Below are 16,771 nucleotides of genomic sequence, written 5' to 3' on the forward strand. Positions count from 1 at the left end.
AAGGTGTCGGCTCCGCGCATAGCTCTCTCTCAAATCGGATGCTCAGATTGTCCTCTCTGCGTCTCGCTCGACCATCAGAACCGGCTGGTATTTCAGCAGCCTGGTAGGTCTCGATGGCAAAAATATCGGAAAGGAATTCCGGATTTCAACCTCCAACGTCATTGAGAGTCGGCCGGCTATTGCTTACTGCCCCGGCCGAGATCGGTTCCTAGTGACTTGGGAAAAAGGCGTTAACTATGATTTCGATTCTGGTGACGCCGACGTGTGGGGACAGTTTGTGGATGGTGCGGGCACCCTGATCGGGGGAAATTTCGTCATTGCAGCGGCTGAGAAGAACCAGTTCAAGCCAGACGTCGCCTGTGATGTACTCAATGACCGCTTCTTGGTTGTCTGGGGGGATCAACGCACGCTCGCCACCAAAGACGACATCTATGGTCAACTCATTTCATCTGACGGATCGATGCTGGGTAGCAATTACCTGATTGCGCAAACGCCGAACATCGAAGGCCGGCCCGTGGTGGCGTCAAACTCCAGGGACGGTAGCTTCATCGCTGTGTGGGAGAGTGTGGACACCACCTTCCGCATGTTCAGCCAAATTTTGAACACCAATGGCAGGCCTGTCGGCACGCCGGTCGAATTGGGAACCGATCTCGGCGGCAATCGCAACCGCGCTGCAGTCTCTTATCTGAAGAGACAGAATTTGTTTTTCGTGGCCTTTGATAACTCAGAGTTCAACAGTGTTCCTGATGGGATCCACGGACAATTCATTGAGGCCAACGGCAGTTTGCGCCAAAGCTCTATCGCAGTGACCACGGCGGCCAATGGGCAGTTCCGGCCAGACGTGGCCGCAGGCAATAACTCATTCCTGACGGTGTGGACAGATTTCCGTACCAGCACCGGCTTAACAGGCAACGGCAACTCACCCACTAGAGCCGGTGTGTATGAATACTTCGGCCGGGTCATCGGCAATGACATGGCCCTGTCGACACGCTGGAAGAACCCTCAAAGCACAGACTGAGATGATCAAGGCGGGTAAAGCCCCGCTCAGTCTGTGATGAAACGCTATGAGCGCGTCGAGCAGAGCGATGCTCAGCAATCGCTTCAGAACAAGCGCCCGACGTTCATCAGCGTGAGGATGCCCAGCACCGCAAAGATGCCTGCGGCGATGGCGTGTACCAAGGTCATGGAGACCTTTTTGGCCACGGCATCGCCCAAGAACACGGCGGGCACATTGGCCAGCATCATGCCCAGGGTGGTGCCCATCACCACGGCCAGCAACTCACCGGTGTAGCGGGCGGCCAAGGCCACGGTGGCGATTTGAGTTTTGTCGCCCATCTCGGCCAAGAAAAAGGCCACGACCGTGGTGCCAAACACACCAAAGCGCTGCGTGCCACTGGTTTCTTCGTCGTCCAACTTGTCGGGAATCATCATCCAAGCCGCCATGGCTAAAAAGCCAAGGCCAATGACCCAGCGCAGCACGTTCGGCCCCAAGGCTTGAGCCACCCAGCCGCCCACGGCACCAGCAGCGGCATGGTTAAGCACGGTGGCGACAAAAATGCCCAAGATGATGGGGGCGGGCTTGCGAAAGCGCGCGGCCAGCATCAAGGCCAATAACTGGGTTTTGTCACCCATTTCGCCCAAGGCGACGATGCCCGTTGAAACGAGGAATGCTTCCATGGTGTGAGAACTCTACGGGCCGGACAAACGCAATGACCACAGCGCACTCTCCGGCCTGGCCGAGTGTGCTGTAGTCAAAGGTCTTGCCAGTACAGCCAGGGCGGCTGCAAGCTTCACGCCATGAGCTTTGCGCAGACACCCTCGGCTCAAGTATGTTGACGCGGGCCCCTGTTTGACATGAGCGCAAAACAGCTGCGGCACCATGACCAGGGCGGCTACTCCCCAAAGACAAGCCGCCATTCTAACGCGGGCTGAGCGTGCGCTGCGCCTCTAGCGCTTTCTGCCGCGCGACTGCCAGAGCGGCCGCTTGCCTTTGAGGTGGCGCTCAATGCCGTCGTTCAGGCGGTTGCGCAGGTCCAGCACCTCGTCCAAGTGGCCATAAATGCCGGGGAAGCGCAGGTCCAGCCACAACCACAAGGTGCAAGCGCGCAGGCTTTGTTCCATGCGGTCTAGGCGGCTGTGTTCGTCGACCTCGTCCAAGAAGTGCGGTGCCTCAACGCTGCCGTGTTTGGCATGCTGCCAAGCCCAATCCAAAAAGGTCTGGACGGCGTTGTCAGTGCGGGTGTCCACCGGCGCTTGGGCATAGGTGAAGCGCTGGCGCAGCTCCAGCCCACCGGCTTGGGTGTCCAGCTCCTGGGCCAGGGCCAGCATGCCTTCCAGCTCGGCCACCTGAAAGTGTGCGTTATCCAGACGCAACTGTTCCATGAACACCGTCAGCACTTCATGCAAGCCGTTCTTGCCCAAGCGACTGGCAATGGTGCTGACATGCCACCAGTTGGGCGCAACCGGTGCTTTGAAGTTGCGTGGGGCGCGGGGCGTGCGCGGCAGCAGGTCTCGCAGCGCCCGCATCGCCGTGGGCTCAGCCTCGTGCAGCACGCCGGTAAAGCCTTCTTCATGAATACCAAAGCGCCCTGCCCGACCGGCAATCTGGTGCACCTCAGATTCATTCAAAGGCCTGTCGCCCACGCCGTCGAACTTGGTGAGGGTTGAGAACAGCACGCGCCGGATCGGGAGGTTCAGGCCCATGCCGATGGCGTCGGTGGCGACCAGCAGATGCGACTCGCCGCTGGCAAAACGCTCGGCCTCGCGGCGCCGCACTTCAGGCGGCAGCGCGCCATAAACCACCGACACCGGGTGGCCATTGGCGGCGATTTGGTCGCGCAGCATCAGCACCTCACGGCGGCTGAAGGCCACCACCGCGTCGCCCTTCTTGAGCGCCGCAATCGGCACCGGTGACTTGAGCAGTTGCACTTGCTGCTTGCGCTCGAAGTGCTGGACTTGCACCGCCTCACCGCACAGGCCAAGCAGGCTCTCAATGGCCGGCACGGCGTAGGCCGAGCAGATGATGATCAGCTCGCGCGCGGGCACACCCACAATGGCTTGGGTCCAGGCCCAACCACGTGAGGCGTCGAAAATCATCTGCGCTTCGTCGATGACGGCCACATCGATCACTTCGCGCGTGTTGACCATCTCGATGGTGCTGGAGACTGCCCGCGCGCCCTCGACTGGCACGCGCTCTTCACCCGTCAGCAGTGAGCAGGGCACACCCCGTGCCACCAAGCGATCCCGCCCCTCCAGGGCCAGCAGGCGCAGCGGCGCCAGATAGGCGCCGTCCAAGGCCCCGGCGAGCTTCTCAAAGGCGTGATAGGTCTTGCCGCTGTTAGGCGGCCCGACAAACAAAGTGACCTTGCGTTGCAGGCGGCGGGCTTGCTCGAAGCTGTCTGGATAGCCTTGGAAGGCCAGCTCTTGGTTCAGACGGCTGAGCGTGTGTTGCTCGGCCACCTGGTGGGACCAGCGCTCTTGCGCCCGGGTGCAGGCGGCCAGCAGGCCGTCCAATGCCTGGGGCCGGGCACACTCGGCCTGCAGGCGAGCCAGCAGCGAGGGCAGTTGACTGGCGTCTTGCTGCGCACCGCGCTCGACCAGCGCGTCCAAATGCGTGGCCAGCACAGTGCCGTCCGGGTAGTCGGGCGCTGGCCCGAGCTGCGCCAGCAAGACACGCAAGTCGCCGGTGCGGAAAAAGGTCCACACAGCGTCCGCCAGCGCCGGGGCCCGAAAGGCCACCGACACTGCCCCAGCGGCGGTGTTGGCCACGCGGGCCCAAGCGGCATGCTGCACGGGCAAGGGCTGGCGCACCAAGCGCTCCCAGCCGTCGGCACGGCGGCTTAAGCCCTGGGTCTCCAAGGCGGCCGAGCGCTCCAGCATCAGGGCTCGGGTTTCGCGCCCCACACCCACCTCGTCCAAGTGGCGCAGCGCAGCGTCCAGCAAGGAGGGCGCAATCCAGCGGCTGGGGCGCTGGTGGGCCACCGCTTTTTGCAGCAGCACCAAGCCCATGGCGTCCAGTGTGCGCTCGGCCTCAGCCGCATCCTCGGGCAGAAGGTCTGCAGGCTTGACGACCTGGGGCAGGTTGTAGGCGCCCTGGCGAATGCGCTCTAGGGCTTCGGGGCTGATGTGGGCGGGGATACGGGCCAGATGGCTCGCGTTGGGCAGCCGGACGGCGCGGGGGGACTCAGCAGACATGGATGGGCCGCCAAAGCGGCAAGTTGAACCCCGGCATGATAGGCGCTACAGGGTTTGAGGGTCCGACTTGATGCACCAGCTGGCCATGCGCTGGCCGTCCCAGTGCAGAGCCACGTGCGCACACTGCACCACGGGCAAGGCCAGCGCACGCGGCCGAAACACGGCCACGCACTCTCCGCCTGGGCGGCGCACACTGCGGTAAGCCACGCCCCAAGACTGCGCCTCGCGCAGGCGGCGCGCCCACTGCTGGGGCGCGGCATAGTCATCGTGCTGGTGCAGGCTTTGCCAGGCCTTGCCACGCAGATCATGCAAGGGCTGCATCACCCGCGCACCATAGGCCCGCATGTCGACCTGCAGCGCAGGCTCCTGGGTGGCGGCCAAGAAGCGGCTGCGGTGGTGGCTGACTTCGGCGACGGCGGTCTCTAGGCTTTCTGCGCCGTAGTAAACGCCCCAGGTGCCGTCAGAAAAGCGGCTGCCCTCGGGGTTGAGGTGGCAAAACGCCGCCATCACAGGGGTGGAGCCCTCGCCGCTGACACGCTCATCAGCGGGCACCATGTGGATCTGGCCGATCTCATCGCGCAAGCGCGGGTTGGTCAGGGCTTGGATGGCGAACACGGCGTCTAGCTCTTGCGGCCGGGCCACCCGGTCGAACAGGCTGGTGGGCGGAAAGCGGCTGGGAATGAGCCGGTAGCATGGGTTCCAGCCCAGCTCTTTGGCACGCGGGGCGCGCTGCACGGGTAAAACCGTCATGAAAAGTCCCCGCCGCGCTGGGCGTCCAGGTATTGCGCCACCACCATCAGGTCCCCCACCTGCCCGCCCATGAGCCGCGCCAGGGCGGTTTGGCCGCCAAACAAGGGGGCGGCATTGGGCTTGTGCAACCAGGCCCTGGCGCGCTCAGGCACGGGCAGCAGGATCTCCAGCGCGGCGTAGATGCGGAACAGATAACTCAGGCGCTCCAGCACCACAGGCTCCAGCCCGCTGCGCACCCGCCCAGCTTTCCAGGCAAACAAGGTGGTGCGGCCCACCCCCAGCAACACTTGCTCTTGGGCAGGCTGCAAGCCCCACTCTTGCGCCATGCGAAAGAACACGACCAAGGCTTGAGCGGCGGCGTCTCGGCCAAAGGCGTCAACGGGGGCGGTGGGGGCAAGCAGGGTGGACATGGCAGCAGCGGCAGGTGTGATGTGGGCATAGTAGTACACCAACGGCCGATTATCAATATTTAGTTCATCAGAGAACTCATTGAAGAGATGCACCAAGACTGCGCATTCCTGCGAATTGGCACTATCCTTGGCAGACATGTTGACAAACCCATGAGGAGCTTTTGATGTCCCCCACGAAGTCGTCACGCCGCCAGGTATTGCTGGGCAGCATCGCCTTGGCTGCCGCCAGCTTGGCCGCACCTGCCTGGGCGCAGTCCGGCAAGACCATCAAGCTCTTGGTGGGCTTTCCCGCCGGGGGCGGCACAGATGCCATTGCTCGCCTGCTGGCCGAGCACCTGAAAGACGAGTTGGGCGCCAACATCATCGTGGAGAACAAGGCGGGGGCTGGCGGCCAATTGGCCGCGCAAGCCTTGAAGGCGGCGGCGCCCGATGGCCTGACGCTGTTTTTGTCTCACGACCACAGCATCTCCATCCTGCCCCAGGTGGTCAAAACACCGGGCTATGAACCGTCCAAAGACTTTGTGCCGGTGGCAGGATTTGCCAGCTTTGTGAATGCGCTGGCCGTCTCGGGCGGCACACCCGTGAAGGACTACAAGGACTATGTGGCCTGGCTGCGCGGCGCGGGCCAAGGCAAGGGCGCGGTGGGCATCCCCGCACCGGCCTCGACGCCCGAGTTTTTGGTCAAGGTCTTGGGCCAGAAAAACGCGCTGGACCTGGTGCCTGTGCCCTACCGGGGCAGTGCGCCCATGATGGCCGACATGCTGGGCAACCAAATTGCGGCCGGCGTGGGTTCGGTGCCTGATTTCATCGACAACCACCGTAACGGCAAAATCAAGGTGGTGGCCGTGGCCGGCACTAGCCGCCAAGGCGTGCTGCCCGATGTGCCCACCTTTGCGGAGCTGGGTGTCTCCGGTTTTGAAGAGGTGCCTTACTACGGCGTGTTCGCACCCACCGGCACCCCACGCGCCTTCATCGACAACTTCTCTGCCGCCATGGCCAAGGTCTTGAACAAGCGCGACGTACAGGCCCGCATGTTAGCCATGGGCCTGACCCCGGGCCATATGACGCCCGAACAATTGGGCCAGCGCGAGCGCAGCTACACCACGGCTTGGGCCCGCATCATCAAGAACAGCGGCTTTAACCCTCAGTAAGCCGGCGATCGCATGGATGGGACAATCGAGCCCATCCATGCCCGATTCATCAACTCCTCTCTCGCAGGCGACTGCCACGTCACCCGCAGGCGCCCAGAGCTTCAAAGTGTTGTCCGTCATCCCGCCGATGACGCAGCTCAACACGCCCTACCCTTCGACCGCCTACCTCACCGGCTTCCTGCGCAGCCAAGGCGTCGATGCGGTTCAAGAAGACCTGGCGCTGGCCCTGGTGCTGGCCCTGCTCAGCCCTGAAGGCCTGGACCAAGTCCGCGAAGCTGCTGAGCAGTTGCCACCGCAGAAGCACAGCGCCCAGGTGCAGCAGTTCTTGGCGGAGTTCTCCGCCTACCGCGCCACCATCGGCCCAACCGTCGCCTTTCTGCAAGGGGCAGACCCCACGCTGGCCCACCGCATCAACGCCCGGCGCTATCTGCCCGAAGGCGCACGCTTTGCCAGCTTGGAGGGCTATATCGCCGAAGACGGCGCTGACCCGCTGGCCTGGGCCTTTGGCGCCCTGGGGCTGCAAGACCGCGCCCGCCACCTGGCCACGCTGTATTTGAATGACCTGGCCGATGTGCTGCGTGACGCGGTGGATGCGCGCTTTGAGTTTGTGCGCTATGCCGAGAAGTTGGCCACCAGCCAACCCACCTTTGACCCGCTGGCCCAGGCCCTGGCCGCCGAGCCCAACTTGCTAGACCGCACGCTGGCGCGCCTGACCCGGGATGCCATGGCCCAGCATCATCCCCAGTTGGTGTTGCTCTCAGTGCCCTTTCCCGGCGCACTTTATGCCGCGCTGCGCATGGCGCAAACCATCAAGGCCCACCACCCCGGCGTGGCCATTGCCCTGGGCGGTGGCTTTGTGAACACCGAATTGCGTGAGTTGGCCGAGCCACGCCTGTTCGACTTTGTCGACTACGTCACCTTGGACGCCGGCGAACGCCCGCTGCTGGCCCTGATCGCCCACCTGCAAGGAAAGCGCTCGCGCGAGCGCTTGGTGCGCACCTTTGTGCGCGAAGCGGACGCGGTGCGCCTAATCCAGTTCCCCGAGGCCGACATTGCCTTCAGCGACGTGGGCACGCCCACCTGGGACGGCCTGCCGCTGAACCGCTATCTCTCGCTGCTGGACATGCTCAACCCCATGAACCGGCTGTGGAGCGATGGGCGCTGGAACAAGCTCACTGTGGCCCATGGCTGCTACTGGAAGAAATGCAGCTTCTGCGACGTGAGCCTGGACTACATCTCGCGCTATGACGCCGCCAGCGCAGAGGTGCTGGCGGACCGTATTGAGGCCATCGTGCAAGAGACCGGGCAGACCGGCTTTCACTTTGTCGATGAAGCGGCGCCGCCTAAATCCCTCAAGGCCTTGGCTGAAGAGCTGCTGCGCCGAGATTTGCGCATCTCTTGGTGGGGCAATATCCGCTTCGAGAAAACCTTCACGCCCGAGTTGAGTGAACTGCTAGCCGAGAGCGGCTGCATTGCCATGAGCGGCGGCTTAGAAGTAGCCTCAGACCGGCTCTTGGCACTGATGAAAAAAGGCGTCTCGGTGGAGCAAGTGGCGCGGGTCACCAAGGGCATGGCGGACGCCGGCATCTTGGTGCACGCCTACTTGATGTACGGCTTCCCGACCCAAACCGTGCAAGACACGGTCGATGCGCTGGAGTACGTGCGGCAGTTGTTTGAGAACGGCTGCATCCACAGCGGCTTCTTCCATCGCTTTGCCTGCACCGTGCACTCGCCGGTGGGGCTGCGCCCGCAAGACTACGGCGTGCAACTCCTGCCCCTGCCGCCCTCCCCGTTCGCCAAAAACGATGTCGGTTTTATCGACCCGACAGGCACCGACCACGATGCCCTGGGCCAAGGCCTGAAGAAGGCGCTCTACAACTACATGCACGGCATTGGCTTGGACGAAGACGTGCGAGCGTGGTTTGAACAGGTCAAGGGCAAGGTGCCCAAGCCCACGGTGTCACGGCATCGAATTGCCAGGGCTTTGCAGGCCGGAGAGCGGCGGCCTTGAAGAAAAGGCTCGGCAAGCACTTTGCCGCCACAGCGTGAGTCAAAGCGCTATGTCGGCGCCTGCGTGCTGTACAGACAAATCGCCGCCGCCGCCGCCACATTGAGCGACTCTTCCCCACCGGGCTGAGGGATGCGCACGGTGTGGCTGCAGCGGGCCATCAGGGCCTCGCTGACACCTTGACCTTCGTGGCCCATGACCCAAGCACAGGGCCAGGGCAGCGGGGATTGACCCAGCACCAGGCCTTGGTGTGAGCTGGTGGCGAGCAAGGGGACTTGAAGGGCGGCCAGATCGTCGTCTGAGAGGCCTTCGATCAACTGCATTGCAAAGTGCGCCCCCATGCCGGCGCGCACAACTTTGGGCGACCACAGCGCCGCTGTGCCCTTCAAGGCCAGCACTTGGCGTACGCCAAAGGCAGCGGCGCTGCGCAGAATGCTACCGACGTTGCCAGCGTCTTGCAGGCGGTCCAGCACCACGGTGAAGGCCTGCGGGGCCAACGCTTGCGCAGGCGGCAGGCTCATCAGCGCACCAATGCGCCCCGGCGTGTCCAGGGTGCTCAAGCCCGCAAACAGGGCATCGGGCACTTCCACGACGCGCCGCACCTCGGGCGCCCAACGGCGCCAATCCGCACGTTGAGCCCAGGCCGATTCGGCCACCACCAATTCTGAGAGCGCCACGCCCCGCTGCAGTGCAGCGCTGATGAGGTGGTCGCCCTCCAGCCACACCAGCCCTTGCTTGCGGTAGGCGCCGGAATCTGCCCCCAGCTTGCGGATGCGCACCAGCAAGGGGTTGTCTTTGGAGGTGATGCGCTCAGTGGAGGTGGTCATGCGGCAGCGGCCTTTGAGGCCAAAGCCTGGCGCACCGGGCCAAAACTCTGGCGGTGAACGGGCGATGCGCCATGCTCCTGCAAGGCCTTGAGGTGCATGGCGGTGGGATAGCCTTTGTGCGTGGCAAAGCCGTAGTGCGGCCACTGCGCGTGCATGTCCACGCAAAGCCTGTCTCGGTGGACCTTGGCCAAGATGGAGGCGGCAGAAATGGCCTGGACTTTGGCGTCGCCCTTCACGATGGCCTCGGCCGGGATCTTGAGCACCGGCAGCCGATTGCCATCCACCAGCACTTTGGCCGGCGGCAGGCGCAGGCCTTCAACAGCGCGCTTCATGGCCAACATCGTGGCATGCAAGATGTTCAGCCGGTCGATCTCTTCGACCGAGGCCTCGGCGATGCAGAAGCACAGGGCCTTGGCACGGATCTCGTCGAACAGGGCGTCGCGCTTGCGCTCAGTCAGCACCTTAGAGTCTTTGAGGCCCTTGATGGGTTGCAAGTCATCCAAGATGACCGCTGCAGCCACCACCGACCCGGCCAGGGGGCCGCGGCCGGCCTCGTCCACACCGGCCAGTAGACCGGAGGTGGGGAAGTGCAGCGTGAGCTGCTCAGGCGTTTTGGAGGAGCGTCGCGAGGGCATCGCTGGAGCGGGCTGCGGTGTCTTGCCGCAGGCTGAGGTGAAGGTCTTTGAATTGTCGCTGTAAGCGCTCTTGCCGAGGTGCGTCGTCCAGCCAAGCCAAGGCCGCTTGCGCGATGGCCTTGGGCTCGGCGGCGTCTTGAATGAACTCGGGCACGACAAAGTCTTTGAGCAAGATATTGGGCAGCCCAAACCAGGGCTGATAGGCCATGCGGCGCATGAGCTGCCAGTTGAGCCAGCCCAGGCGATACACGATGACCATGGGCCGCTTGTAGAGCGCGGCCTCCAGCGTGGCGGTGCCACTGGCAATCAGCGTCACATCGCAAGCGGCCAACACCTCGTGCGAGCGGCCATCCACCAGCTGCAGCGGCAAGCGGCTGGCACCCGCCTCCACCACGGCCTGCTCCACCAGGGGCCGCAGGCCCGGGGCGATGGGCAGCACAAAACGCAGCTCGGGCCGGTGCTGGGCCATCTGCACCGCAGCCTGCAGCAAGGCGGGCGCGATATGGCGAATCTCGCTGCGGCGGCTGCCCGGCAAAAGGGCCACCACGGTATCTTGCGCGGCCAGACCCAAGCTCTGGCGGGCGTCGGCGCGCGGGGGGTCGAGCGGTACTTTGTCAGCCATCGGGTGGCCCACAAATGTGGCGGCCACGCCGTGCTGGGCCAAGAGGGCCGGCTCAAAGGGGTAGAGGCAGAGCACGTGGTCGGCGGCCGCCGCCAACTTCTTGACGCGCTCGCCGCGCCAAGCCCAGATGGAGGGGCAGACGAAGTGCACCGTGCGAATGCCGGCGGCTTTGAGGGGTGTCTCCAAACCGAAGTTAAAGTCGGGCGCATCGATGCCAATGAAGACATCGGGGCGCTCCTTCAGCAGTCTCTCGCGCAATTGGTTGCGGATACCGACCAACTCGCGGTAGTGGCGCAGGGCGTCCACGAAGCCAAAGACAGAGAGCTTGTCGCTGGGCCACCAAGCGTCAAAGCCTTGCGCCCGCATCTGCGGCCCGCCGATGCCCACGGCGTGAGTGCCGGGCCAGCGATCACGCAAACCCGCCAGCAGCAAGCTGGCCAATTGGTCGCCGGAGGCCTCACCGGCCACCATCGCCAGACGGGGGGCCTGTGTCATCAGGGCCCCTGCCTCAGCGGACGATGCCGCGCTTGGCACCCGCCAGAAAATCCAGCATCACGGCAATGTCGCCATCGGCACTGGGCTCGCTGCCTTTGAGCGCAGCGATGGCCGCCATGGCCTCTGCCAGCGGCAACGAAGAGCGATACAGCAGCTTGTGCATGCGGCGGATGACGGTGGTGCGCTCGTCGGTGAAGCCGCGGCGCTTCAAGCCCGTCATGTTGACGGCGCGTGCTTGCAGGGGGTTGCCTTCCACCGTCATGAAGGGCGGCACGTCTTGTGCCACATGGCCTTGAAAGCCGATCATCGAATGCGCACCGATGTGCACGAACTGATGCACGCCGGACAGCCCACCCACAAAGGCCCAATCGCCGATGTGAACATGGCCCGCCAGGGTCACACCATTGGCTAACACGATGCGGTCGCCCATGCGCACATCATGAGCCACATGCACATAGGCCATGATCCAGTTGTGCGAGCCGATGCGCGTGACGCCCTCTTCCTTGAGCGTGCCCAGGTTCAGGGTGCAGAACTCGCGGATGGTGTTGTGGTCGCCAATCACCAATTCGGTGGGCTCGCCACCATAGCTCATATCTTGCGGTATGGCCCCGATGGAGCTGAACTGGAAAAATCGGTTGTGCTGGCCAATGGTGGTGCGGCCTTCCAGCACGCAGTGCGGGCCGATCTCGGTGCCCGCGCCAATGCGCACATGGGGTCCGATCACGGCATAAGGGCCTACGCGCACCGAGCTGTCTAACTCAGCAGCGGCATCTACGACAGCCGTTGGGTGAATCAAAGCCATGGGCAAGCTTAGAAGCGTTGGGTCAAGCGATCTTGCGCATGGTGCACATCAACTCGGCGGTGGCTGCGATCTCCCCGTCCACCGTAGCCTTGGCCTTGTACTTGTAGATGCCGCCCTTGACGCGGTCAATGCTGGCTTCGATCAGCAATTGATCGCCCGGCTCCACCGGGCGCTTAAAGCGCGCCGAGTCAATGCCGGCAAAGTACACCACGGTGTCATCACCCGGGTCCAACTCAGCCGACGCAAAGGACAGCAAGGCCGCCGATTGGGCCATGGCTTCCAGGATCAATACGCCGGGCATCACGGGGCGATGCGGGAAATGGCCGTTGAAGAAGGGCTCGTTGATCGTGACGTTCTTGATCGTCAGGATGCGGACGTTCTTTTCAAGCTCGCGCACTCGGTCGACCAACAGCATGGGGTAGCGGTGCGGCAGGCGTTTGAGAATCTGATGGATATCCATGATCATGATGCGAATTTCTTTTCTAAAGCACGCAGGCGAGCCCGTAGCGTGTGCAGGTGGCGCAAGGTGGCCGCGTTTTTCTCCCAGGCGCCATTGTCGTCGATTGGGAAGACGCCGCTGTATTGCCCAGGCTTGGTGATGGAACTCATCACCACGCTGGCCGCCGAAATATGCACATGGTCACCAATCTCAAGGTGGCCCAAGATCATGGCCGCACCGCCAAAGGTGCAGTGTTTGCCGATACGAGCACTGCCGGCGACTCCCACGCACCCTGCCATGGCAGTGTGCGCCCCGATGTGCACGTTGTGCGCGATTTGAATGAGGTTGTCGAGCTTGACACCGTCTTCCAGCACTGTGTCGTCCAAGGCGCCGCGGTCGACACAGGTGTTGGCGCCGATGTCGACATCGTCGCCCAAGCGCACCGCGCCAAGCTGCTCAATGCGGGTCCAAGCCCCGGCCTGAGGCGCAAAGCCAAAACCATCAGCGCCAATCACAGCCCCGCTGTGGATCATGCCGCGAGCGCCGATACGGCAATGTTCACCAAAACTGACCCGCGCCGCGAGGCGGGTGTGTGCACCCAGCGCCGCACCGGCGCCCACCACGGTGTGCGGGCCGACCACCACGCCTTCGCCAATGTTGGCACGGTCTTCAATGACGACAAATGCGCCAATACGGGCCGACGGATGAAGCACCACGCCCTGGCCGATGTGGGCCGTGGGGTGAACGCCTGCGGTCTGCAAGGCGCGCTGACGCTGCACCCACCACTGGGTCAGCCGGGCATAGTAGAGATAGGGGTCTGGGGTGAGGATGGTCGCAGCGCGCTGCTGTGCCAGTTCACGATGCTCTGGCCGCAGAATCACGCAGCCGGCTTGGCTGGCTTGCAACTGCACCAAGAGCTTGTTTTGCGCCAAGAAGCTGATGCTGTGAGCGTCGGCGCTTTGCAGCGACGCAATACGGTCCAGCCCTAGATTGGGGTCACCCAACACCTCACCGCCCAAGGCTGCCGCCACATCGGCCACTGTGGCCCGTGCTGCCGCACTGGCAGCAGCATGAGGGAGGCTGCTCACTTGCCGGCGTTCAGGGCGTCGATCACGCGCTTGGTGATGTCAACGCGAGGGCTGAAGAAAGCGGCTTCGGTGATGATGAGGTCGTACTTCTCTTGGTCAAAAATCTGCTTGATGACCTTGCTGGCGCGCTCGCTCACGGCGGCCAGCTCTTCACTCTTGCGTTGGTTCAGGTCTTCAAGCAATTCACGGCGCTTGCGCTGGAAATCACGCTCCTGCTCAGACAACTCGCGCTGGCGGCGGGTGCGCTCGGCCTCCGAGATGGTGGGCGCTTCTTTTTCCAGCTTTTCCATGGATTGACGCAGACGATTGCCCGTGTCGTTCAGCTCGGTTTCGCGCTTCTTGAACTCGGCCTCAAGCTTGGCTTGTGCCGCTTTGGCAGGAGCTGCCTCGCGCAGCACACGCTCGCCATTGACATAGCCAATCTTCAGTTCCTGCGCCGACACCATGCCGGTGGCCCCCAAAGCCGCAGTGAGGGCCAGGGTCTGCGCGATAGTTTTGAAAAGCGAGCTCATCGTCAGAATGCCGATCCGATTTGAAACTGGAAGCGTTGAATTTTATCGCCCTTGAAGGAGCGCAGCGGCGTGCCGTAGCTGAGTTTCAGCGGTCCCACTGGTGATATCCAGCTCAAGCCAATGCCCGCAGAAGCGCGCAAATCGCTCAAGGAATTGGTTTGTCCGCGCTCTTTGTTGTTCGCCGTTTCTTCGCCGAGATTATTTTGAGTGCGCCAGACATTGCCCGCATCGGCGAAGCCAAAGATGCGCAGCGATTTATCGTTGCCGCTGCCCGGAACCGGAACGTAGAGTTCCGCATTCAAGTTCAGTTTGCGCGAGCCACCATCATAAGCACCGGTGATGTCTACGCCGCCAAAAGAGCCTTGCTCAAACACCCGCACTGATCCCAAGCCACCGCCAGTGAAGTTCTTGAAGGTCGGATAGCTGCGGCCCATGATGCCGTAGCCCAAGCCCACTTCGCCATTGAGGCCCAACGTCAGCTTCCAGGGCAGGCCGATGTACTGCTGATATTGGGCATTCAGGCGCGCGTAGCGCAGGTCGCCCAGCAAGCTCATGTCCAAATTCAAGCGCTTGAAGGCCCCACGCGTTGGCGTGATCGGATTGTCACGCTCATCGCGCGACCAGCCGACCGTCAGCGGAATGGAGAGACTGTGACTGCCATATTGGCTGCGGTGCAAGACATAGCTCTGGGGCAGCCCAGACGCTGTACCAATGATGTTTTGCTCTGCGCCAATGCCCATAAAGACAGTGTCGTACTCGGTGAAGGGGACGCCAAATCGAATGGCTGTACCCGCCGTCGCCAACTGGAACTGCTCGGCCAAGCTGTTCAATGGGCGCGATGTCTTGTAATACAGGTCCAACGTGCGCGAAACGCCATCATCAGTGAAGTAAGGGTCGGTCGTACTGACCACCAAATTGCGACTGGTCTTGCCCGTGTTGACATCCAAGCCCAGACGGTTGCCAGAGCCAAAGATGTTCTCCTTTTGCACCGAGACGCTGATGGTCAATTTATCGGTTTGCGAGTAGCCCGCTGCCAGCAACAGACTGCCCGTGGGCTTCTCGGTGACGTTGATGGCCAAATCCACTTGGTCAGGCGCGCCAGGGACCTCATTGGTGTCGACCGTGACCTCGTTGAAAAAGCCCAGGCGCTCGACGCGGTCGCGAGACAGCTTGATCTTGGCACCGTCATACCAGGAAGATTCAAACTGACGGAACTCACGGCGGATCACTTCATCACGCGTCACGGTATTGCCCGCCACACTGATGCGCCGCACATTCACCCGCTGACCCGGCACACCTTGTAAGACCACGACCACTTGCCCTGTCTTGCGGTCGATCTCGGTTCGAGGCTCGACCCGCGCGAAGGCATAGCCATAGGTGCCGTAGTGGTCAGTGAATTGGCGCTGGGTGGCGGTGACATCGTCACCCCGATACGCTTGGCCTGGTTGAATCAACACGCGCTGGCGGAAGTCTAGTTCACGCCCGAGGTAATCACCTTCCAACTTCACCGATGTCACCACATAGGGCTGGCCTTCGTCGATGGTGATGTTGATGCTGATGTCTTGCTTGTCCGGTGAAATGGTGACTTGCGTCGACTTGACATCAAACTCCAAATAGCCCCGGTTCAGATAGTAAGAGCGTAGCTTCTCAAGGTCAGCGTTAAGTTTGGAGCGGGCATAGCGATCAGACTTTGTGTACCAAGTCAGCCAGCCACCCACGGTCAGGTCCAACTCGCTCAGCAAGGCGGACTCGGAAAAGGCCTTGGCCCCCAAAATGCGGATTTCCTTGATCTTGGCGACATCGCCTTCGACCACCGTGAAGGTCACGTCAACCCGGTTACGCTCAATCGGCGTGGCGGTGGTCACCACCTCTGCGCCGTACAAGCTCTTGGAAAGGTACTGGCGCTTGATTTCCTGCTCGGCCCGGTCCACCACGGCTTTGTCAAAAGGCAATCCTTCGCCCACGCCGTTTTCTTTCAAGGCCTTGGTCAACTGTTCCTTGTCGAACTCACGCAGGCCCACGAAATTGACCGACGCCACGATGGAGCGCTCGTCCACCACCACCACCACCACTTTGTCATCAATGTCCAGGCGAACATCTTTGAACAGGCCCGTTGCAAACAGGGCACGCAGAGCGGCAGCACCTTTGTCGTCGGTATAGGTGTCACCCACGCGGAAGGGCAAAGCGCCAAACACGCTACCGGGGTCGCCGCGCTGCAAGCCTTCAATGCGGATGTCCCGGATCTGAAAGGGCTCGGCAGCCAATGCAGGCAAGGCCTGGGCTGCGCACACCATAGCCACCAGGGCAGGAATGGGGCGCAAAGAATTCGGGTTGAAGAAAGAGGGCATCACAGGGGTGTGTTCAGGGCAGGCCAAAAAGGCGCACCAGGTCGTTAGAGAGGGCGATGGTCATCATCAGCAACAGGGCCAACGCTCCACCACGTTGCAGCCACTTGAGCCAAACATCGGAGACCGGTCGCCCGGTCAGCCCTTCGAAAAGATAATACATCAGGTGCCCCCCATCGAGCATGGGCAGCGGCAGCAGGTTCAATACACCCAGACTCAAACTGACAAGGGCCAGAAACTCTAGGTAATCTGAGAGTCCGCGCTGCACGGATTGCCCTGCGCCTTCAGCGATGGACAGCGGGCCACTCAAGTTTTTCAGTGAAGCTTCTCCAGTGAGCATGCGCCAGAGCATCTGGAGGCTGAAGGTGGCCATCTCGACGGTCCGTGTTACGCCTCGCTCTAAACCTTCAATGGCCCCATAGCTCACCACGACCGTGGGTGGCAGTGACCCGATGAAGGCCTCGACCTTGCCGAAGCGCGTCTCTCCCTCTGT

At 62.4% G+C, this 16,771-nt stretch carries 16 protein-coding genes; 3 read left to right on the forward strand and 13 right to left on the reverse strand.

Annotated features, from left to right (window positions below; all coding sequences use genetic code 11):
- Positions 1-211: 211 nt before the first annotated feature.
- A complete protein-coding gene (locus ACIQ3Q_RS20815; protein WP_396271146.1) occupies positions 212-1,018 on the forward strand; it encodes a hypothetical protein in 807 nt (268 codons plus the stop codon).
- An 83-nt stretch (positions 1,019-1,101) separates the two neighbouring features.
- Here ACIQ3Q_RS20815 and ACIQ3Q_RS20820 read toward each other — a convergent pair whose 3' ends face one another.
- The 4 genes from ACIQ3Q_RS20820 to ACIQ3Q_RS20835 all read right to left on the reverse strand — a co-directional run bounded on the left by ACIQ3Q_RS20820 (position 1,102) and on the right by ACIQ3Q_RS20835 (position 5,354).
- Positions 1,102-1,677, reverse strand: coding sequence for a TMEM165/GDT1 family protein (locus ACIQ3Q_RS20820; protein WP_396271147.1), 576 nt, complete (start codon positions 1,675-1,677; stop codon positions 1,102-1,104).
- A gap of 270 nt (positions 1,678-1,947) precedes the next feature.
- Positions 1,948-4,194, reverse strand: coding sequence for a helicase-related protein (locus tag ACIQ3Q_RS20825; RefSeq protein ID WP_396271148.1), 2,247 nt, complete (start codon positions 4,192-4,194; stop codon positions 1,948-1,950).
- A 45-nt stretch (positions 4,195-4,239) separates the two neighbouring features.
- Positions 4,240-4,944 (reverse strand): RES family NAD+ phosphorylase, encoded by a 705-nt coding sequence (locus ACIQ3Q_RS20830; RefSeq protein ID WP_396271149.1) that lies wholly within the window; start codon positions 4,942-4,944, stop codon positions 4,240-4,242.
- Complete coding sequence (locus ACIQ3Q_RS20835) at positions 4,941-5,354, reverse strand: antitoxin Xre/MbcA/ParS toxin-binding domain-containing protein (protein ID WP_396271150.1); 414 nt, start codon at positions 5,352-5,354, stop codon at positions 4,941-4,943. The genes ACIQ3Q_RS20830 and ACIQ3Q_RS20835 overlap by 4 nt, the downstream gene beginning before the upstream one ends.
- A 164-nt stretch (positions 5,355-5,518) precedes the next feature.
- Between ACIQ3Q_RS20835 and ACIQ3Q_RS20840 the strand changes: the two genes are divergently transcribed.
- Together ACIQ3Q_RS20840 and ACIQ3Q_RS20845 are read left to right on the forward strand one after the other, a co-directional pair.
- Entirely contained in the window at positions 5,519-6,505 is a 987-nt protein-coding gene (locus tag ACIQ3Q_RS20840; protein ID WP_396271151.1) for a Bug family tripartite tricarboxylate transporter substrate binding protein, read from the forward strand.
- Between the two features lie 127 nt (positions 6,506-6,632).
- Positions 6,633-8,516, forward strand: a complete 1,884-nt coding sequence (locus ACIQ3Q_RS20845) for a B12-binding domain-containing radical SAM protein (protein ID WP_396271160.1) — start codon at positions 6,633-6,635, stop codon at positions 8,514-8,516.
- A 47-nt stretch (positions 8,517-8,563) separates the two neighbouring features.
- Here ACIQ3Q_RS20845 and ACIQ3Q_RS20850 read toward each other — a convergent pair whose 3' ends face one another.
- The 9 genes from ACIQ3Q_RS20850 to ACIQ3Q_RS20890 all read right to left on the reverse strand — a co-directional run.
- A complete protein-coding gene (locus ACIQ3Q_RS20850; protein WP_396271152.1) occupies positions 8,564-9,340 on the reverse strand; it encodes a TrmH family RNA methyltransferase in 777 nt (258 codons plus the stop codon).
- On the reverse strand, positions 9,337-9,975 hold the full coding sequence (gene rnhB / locus ACIQ3Q_RS20855) for a ribonuclease HII (protein WP_396271153.1): 639 nt from the start codon (positions 9,973-9,975) through the stop codon (positions 9,337-9,339). The genes ACIQ3Q_RS20850 and rnhB overlap by 4 nt, the downstream gene beginning before the upstream one ends.
- Positions 9,944-11,092: a lipid-A-disaccharide synthase gene (lpxB, locus tag ACIQ3Q_RS20860; RefSeq protein ID WP_396271154.1), complete on the reverse strand. Its 1,149-nt coding sequence runs from the start codon at positions 11,090-11,092 to the stop codon at positions 9,944-9,946. The genes rnhB and lpxB overlap by 32 nt, the downstream gene beginning before the upstream one ends.
- A 13-nt stretch (positions 11,093-11,105) precedes the next feature.
- Positions 11,106-11,894 (reverse strand): acyl-ACP--UDP-N-acetylglucosamine O-acyltransferase, encoded by a 789-nt coding sequence (gene lpxA / locus ACIQ3Q_RS20865; RefSeq protein WP_396271155.1) that lies wholly within the window; start codon positions 11,892-11,894, stop codon positions 11,106-11,108.
- Between the two features lie 22 nt (positions 11,895-11,916).
- Entirely contained in the window at positions 11,917-12,354 is a 438-nt protein-coding gene (fabZ, locus tag ACIQ3Q_RS20870) for a 3-hydroxyacyl-ACP dehydratase FabZ (RefSeq protein ID WP_396271161.1), read from the reverse strand.
- Between the two features lie 2 nt (positions 12,355-12,356).
- Positions 12,357-13,421, reverse strand: coding sequence for a UDP-3-O-(3-hydroxymyristoyl)glucosamine N-acyltransferase (gene lpxD / locus ACIQ3Q_RS20875; RefSeq protein WP_396271156.1), 1,065 nt, complete (start codon positions 13,419-13,421; stop codon positions 12,357-12,359).
- Positions 13,418-13,933 carry an OmpH family outer membrane protein gene (locus ACIQ3Q_RS20880; protein ID WP_396271157.1) on the reverse strand — a complete coding sequence of 172 codons (516 nt, stop codon included), beginning with the start codon at positions 13,931-13,933 and terminating at the stop codon, positions 13,418-13,420. The genes lpxD and ACIQ3Q_RS20880 overlap by 4 nt, the downstream gene beginning before the upstream one ends.
- A gap of 2 nt (positions 13,934-13,935) precedes the next feature.
- Positions 13,936-16,281 carry an outer membrane protein assembly factor BamA gene (gene bamA / locus ACIQ3Q_RS20885; protein WP_396271158.1) on the reverse strand — a complete coding sequence of 782 codons (2,346 nt, stop codon included), beginning with the start codon at positions 16,279-16,281 and terminating at the stop codon, positions 13,936-13,938.
- Between the two features lie 13 nt (positions 16,282-16,294).
- Positions 16,295-16,771, reverse strand: a 477-nt coding sequence (locus tag ACIQ3Q_RS20890) for a site-2 protease family protein (RefSeq protein ID WP_396271159.1), incomplete at its 5' end; no start/stop codon positions are given.

Source organism: Ideonella sp. (genome assembly GCF_044358605.1).
Classification (GTDB): domain Bacteria; phylum Pseudomonadota; class Gammaproteobacteria; order Burkholderiales; family Burkholderiaceae_C; genus Ideonella.

Bases quoted from the DNA above. Each gene is read 5' to 3' on its own strand.
- ACIQ3Q_RS20845 (WP_396271160.1), top strand. From the start codon at position 6,633: ATGACGCAGCTCAACACGCCCTACCCTTCGACCGCCTACCTCACCGGC.
- rnhB (WP_396271153.1), bottom strand. From the start codon at position 9,975: ATGCCCTCGCGACGCTCCTCCAAAACGCCTGAGCAGCTCACGCTGCAC.
- ACIQ3Q_RS20835 (WP_396271150.1), bottom strand. From the start codon at position 5,354: ATGTCCACCCTGCTTGCCCCCACCGCCCCCGTTGACGCCTTTGGCCGA.
- lpxA (WP_396271155.1), bottom strand. From the start codon at position 11,894: ATGGCTTTGATTCACCCAACGGCTGTCGTAGATGCCGCTGCTGAGTTA.
- lpxB (WP_396271154.1), bottom strand. From the start codon at position 11,092: ATGACACAGGCCCCCCGTCTGGCGATGGTGGCCGGTGAGGCCTCCGGC.
- ACIQ3Q_RS20840 (WP_396271151.1), top strand. From the start codon at position 5,519: ATGTCCCCCACGAAGTCGTCACGCCGCCAGGTATTGCTGGGCAGCATC.
- fabZ (WP_396271161.1), bottom strand. From the start codon at position 12,354: ATGGATATCCATCAGATTCTCAAACGCCTGCCGCACCGCTACCCCATG.
- ACIQ3Q_RS20820 (WP_396271147.1), bottom strand. From the start codon at position 1,677: ATGGAAGCATTCCTCGTTTCAACGGGCATCGTCGCCTTGGGCGAAATG.
- ACIQ3Q_RS20830 (WP_396271149.1), bottom strand. From the start codon at position 4,944: ATGACGGTTTTACCCGTGCAGCGCGCCCCGCGTGCCAAAGAGCTGGGC.
- ACIQ3Q_RS20825 (WP_396271148.1), bottom strand. From the start codon at position 4,194: ATGTCTGCTGAGTCCCCCCGCGCCGTCCGGCTGCCCAACGCGAGCCAT.
- ACIQ3Q_RS20850 (WP_396271152.1), bottom strand. From the start codon at position 9,340: ATGACCACCTCCACTGAGCGCATCACCTCCAAAGACAACCCCTTGCTG.
- ACIQ3Q_RS20880 (WP_396271157.1), bottom strand. From the start codon at position 13,933: ATGAGCTCGCTTTTCAAAACTATCGCGCAGACCCTGGCCCTCACTGCG.
- bamA (WP_396271158.1), bottom strand. From the start codon at position 16,281: ATGCCCTCTTTCTTCAACCCGAATTCTTTGCGCCCCATTCCTGCCCTG.